The organism is Myxococcus sp. CA039A (assembly GCF_013336645.1).
Classification (GTDB): Bacteria; Myxococcota; Myxococcia; order Myxococcales; family Myxococcaceae; genus Myxococcus; species Myxococcus llanfairpwllgwyngyllgogerychwyrndrobwllllantysiliogogogochensis.
This window is the reverse complement of record NZ_JABUMQ010000543.1, coordinates 1-3,978: the sequence shown is the minus strand read 5'-3', so window position 1 is coordinate 3,978 and position 3,978 is coordinate 1. Positions and strand designations below refer to the sequence as shown.

Annotated in this window: 3 protein-coding genes; 1 reads left to right on the top strand and 2 read right to left on the bottom strand. The window is 69.2% G+C overall.

Going from position 1 to position 3,978, the window contains the following annotated elements:
* Positions 1 to 1,687, bottom strand: a 1,687-nt coding sequence (locus HR086_RS45300; RefSeq protein WP_174468758.1) for a serine/threonine-protein kinase, incomplete at its 3' end; no start/stop codon positions are given.
* A gap of 208 nt (positions 1,688 to 1,895) precedes the next feature.
* Positions 1,896 to 2,960: a hypothetical protein gene (locus tag HR086_RS45295; RefSeq protein ID WP_174468757.1), complete on the bottom strand. Its 1,065-nt coding sequence runs from the start codon at positions 2,958 to 2,960 to the stop codon at positions 1,896 to 1,898.
* 152 nt (positions 2,961 to 3,112) lie between these two features.
* Between HR086_RS45295 and HR086_RS45290 the strand changes: the two genes are divergently transcribed.
* Complete coding sequence (locus HR086_RS45290; RefSeq protein ID WP_141649211.1) at positions 3,113 to 3,931, top strand: glycerophosphodiester phosphodiesterase; 819 nt, start codon at positions 3,113 to 3,115, stop codon at positions 3,929 to 3,931.
* The last annotated feature ends 47 nt before the right edge of the window (positions 3,932 to 3,978 follow it).

Here is a 3,978-nt window from a genome sequence, read left to right as displayed (position 1 = left end):
GGGCCCGGCGGGGCGGCGCGGCGGCGGGCGTTGGTGGAGTCGACACGCGACGGGAGCGGGTCTCCACCGGCGAGGGCGTCTTGGCGACGGGCGCTTCCGCGAAGCCGGCCGCGCGGGGCGACGGCAGCGGCTCCAGTGGAGCGACGGCGCGCGGCGGCTCGGAGGGGGACATGCCCGAGCGGCGCGGCGGGGTCGGCGGCGCGGTGAGGGGCTCCACCGCCGACAGCGACCGAGGCGTGGGAGGGAACTCCGATTGGGTGCTGGAACGGCGCACCGGCGGGCCCGGAGGCGGAGTGACAGGCGCGCGGCCCCGCCCCCGCTGCGGAATGGTGGACTCTCCGTCCCCCATGTCCTCTTCATCCGGGTCCTGCAGCTCCGACGGAACCACGTATCCGGTGGGCGCGGTCCGGATTGCGGTGGACATGTCCTCGTCCGCGTCCTCATGGGCACCACGATGCCCGGTGGGCAGCTCGCGTGGGCGCGCCATCTGCGTCGCCGGCTCCGGCTCGTCCGCGTAGCGCGCGGCCGGAACGGCCTCGGCGGAGACTCGACGGGGAGTGGGACGCGCGGTGAGCCCGGGCACCGCCGTCACGGCCCCGGGCGACGGCTCCGCCATGGGCGTGGTGGACGACAACGTCGGCGCGGTGACCTCCAGCGGGGCCAGCCTGGACGGCGCCTGCATCAGCCGGTTCCCCGCCAGGGGAACGGTGGCCTGGGTGCGGCCCACCGGCCTCGCCATGGGGATGTGGAGGATGGTGCGCTCGTCCTCCTCCCCCATCAGCCGGGCGATGTACTCGGACACGTCCAGGCTCTGCTGCAGCTCACCCGAGTCGAGGAACGCCTCCAGCTCCTCGTGCACCACCGCGGCGCGCGGGTAGCGCAGGTTGCGGTCCTTCGTCAGGCACCGCATGACGATGCGCGACAGCTCCAGCGGATAGTCGGGACGCAACAGGTGCGGCGCCGTCGGGTCGTCGAAGCGGATGGCGTAGAGAATCCCCTCCGTCGTCGGCTTGGCGAAGGGCTGCTTGCCGGTGGTGATTTCGTACAGCATGGTCCCCAGCGCGAAGATGTCCGCGCGGTGGTCCAACCGCTCCTGCGACACCTGCTCCGGCGCCAGGTAGAGGAACTTGCCCTTGATGACGCCCGGCTTGCTGCGCTCCATGAACGCGCCGGCCTTGGCGATGCCGAAGTCGACCAGCTTGACGCGCCCGTCATAGCCAATCATCACGTTCTGCGGACTGACGTCCCGGTGGATGAGCTCCAGCGGACGGCCATCCACGCCCCGGCTCTGGTGCGCGTAGTCCAGCCCCGCCGCCACCAGCGAGCAGATGCGCGCCGCCACGCCGCAGGGGACCGTGGCGCCGAACTTCAGCTCCTCCGCCATCACCCGGCGAAGGTCCACGCCCTCCACGTACTCCATGGCGATGAAGATGTTGTCGCCCTCCTTCCCCAGCTCGTGCACCTGCACGATGTTGGGGTGGCTGAGCTGCGCGGCGATGCGCGCCTCGTCCAGGAACATCTGAACGAACTCGGGCTCCTCCGACAGGTACGGGAGGATGCGCTTGAGGACGACCAGCTCCGGATCCGGCGGACGGTGCGCCAGGAACAGCTCCGCCATCCCACCCACGGCGAGCCGCTTGATCAGCAGGTACTGTCCGAACGGGATGGCCGTCTGGGGGGAGTTCACGGAGGGAACAAGGCGTCTGACAGGGTGGGACAGGTTGGACTTTTCCCGAGCTTACCCACAATCAAACGGTTGGGGGAGCCGGGGGCCCACATCGACAGGTAGCGGACACCGACCTGGGGGTCGCGTCCAAAAAGAAACCGCCCCTCCCGACACGGGCGAGGGGCGGCGAAATCAGCGGATCATCCCGGAAGGGATGATGGGCCTGGAACTACGGCGCCGCGACCGTGCCGACCATGTCCGGGTCGCACGTCATGGGGTACAGCACGTAGGTGTAGTCGTTCTGCGTGCCAGGGATGACGCCGTCGCCGTAGGTGTTGCAGGTGAAGCGGGGGGGGCCACCGTCGGTGGACGTCGTGCCGCCGTCCGTGCAGGGCGTGTTGGTGAAGGTCTCCCAGACGCCGTGGATGCCGTTGGGGAAGGTCACCGTGCCACCGTCGTCGGCCGTCGCGCGCAGGTCGCAGGCCTGGTACGTCTTGTAGCTGGCCACCAGCACGCCGCCGGTCACCTCGAAGCCCACGTAGTTGTGGTTCTCCGGATCATTCGGGTACTGCCGCAGGGCCGTGGGCTTGGCGTTGGTGAGGGTGAGGGGGCCCGGGATGTGGACGCGGGAACCGGCGAACTCGGGGTTGGGCTTCGTGCTGCCGCCCTCGGAGTTGCCGAAGTTAGCCGGGGCCGCGTTGTCCGGCAGGATCTGGCCGGAGCCGCGCTTGGTGATGGAGAGCTTGCCCCTGACGCCCGCGACGTTGAGCTGGAAGTCGCTCTTGATGACCGGGCGGTACGCGTCACGCCCGGCGGGTACGTTGTCGTCGCCATTCGGGTAGAAGCGGCGGAAGAAGCCGGTGATGGTCAACACGTCGCCCACCACGGGCTCGTAGTTCATGACGAGGTCGGTGTAGAACTTGTCGATGTAGATGCCTTCCGTCGGGAAGCAGGGGTTCACCACCCAGAAGCGGGCGATGAAGTCACCCGAGGTGCCGCGGGAGACATTGCTCACCGCCGTCACCACCACGTTGTCCAGGGTGACCGACTCGCCACGCTCACCAGCGGTGCGCAGGTTGCCGATGGGGCCCATGCCGTTGACGGGCGCGGGACAGTTCTGCGTGGGGCCGCCGTCCGTGCCAGCGTCCGTGCCAGCATCGCCGCACGTGCCTGAACAGCCCGGGCCGGAGTCAGGATTCTCGTCGCCATCGTCACGACCGGAACAGCCCGCCACCGATGCCAAAACCGCCGCGGTGATCAGCGCTGCCGCGCCAAGAGTCTTGCGCAGTTGCATGTCTCGTATCTCCATTTCTTGTCGCGGCGCCCAAGGGTTGAAGTCGACGCCAGTCGGTCCGAGGATGTCGGCCTTATACCGGCGGCCCGCGGGGGCCGGCAAGGAAGCCACTCCCGCCAGGCCGGTGACACCTTCGTGAAATCGAGGAAGCCATGAACGCCCTCCCCGCCTTCCTCCGAGGACTGCGGCCCACGCTGCACATCTCGCACCGCGGCGGCGCGTCACTCGCGCCGGAGAACACGATGGAAGCCTTCCGTCAGGCGGTGGAGCGCTTCCACACGGACATGCTGGAGCTCGACGTCCACGTGACGCGGGACGGCGAAGTCATCGTGGCGCACGACGACACGCTGGAGCGTTGCACGGATGGCTTCGGGCCCCTTGCGGGGCAGACACTGTCGGAGCTGAAGAAGCTGGATGCGGGGTATGGATTCACCCCGGATGAGGGCCGGACATTTCCCTTCCGGGGCCAGGGCGTGCGCATCCCCACACTGAGAGAAGTGCTGCGCGCCTTTCCGGCGCTGCGCCTCAACGTGGAGTTGAAGCCAGACGTGCCCGGCCACGAGGAGGTCTTCGCGCGGCTGCTGGAGGACGAAGGCGCGGTGGAGCGCGTGTGCATGGGCAGCGAGCAGGACGCAGTGGGCGAGCGGCTGGTCGCCCGGTTGCCCCACGCGTGTCACTTCTACCCCCGCGACGCGCTGGCCGCGCTCGTCATCGCGCTGCGCGGCGGAGAGCCGCCGCCGGAGGACCCTCGCTTCACCGTGCTCGACATGCCGCTGTACTTCGGCGAGGTGCGGCTGGTGGACGCGGACTTCCTGCGCGACTGCGCGGCGCGCGGCAAGTGGGTCAACGTCTGGACGGTGGATGACCCGGACGAGATGCGACGGCTGCTGGAAGAAGGGGTCGGCGGAATCATGACCGACCGACCGGACCTGCTGAGGCAGCGAATGGACGACCTAACCAAGCCGGGTTAAGCCCCGGTTCCATGCCTCGTACCACCTCGCGCTCGCGCCCGCCCCCC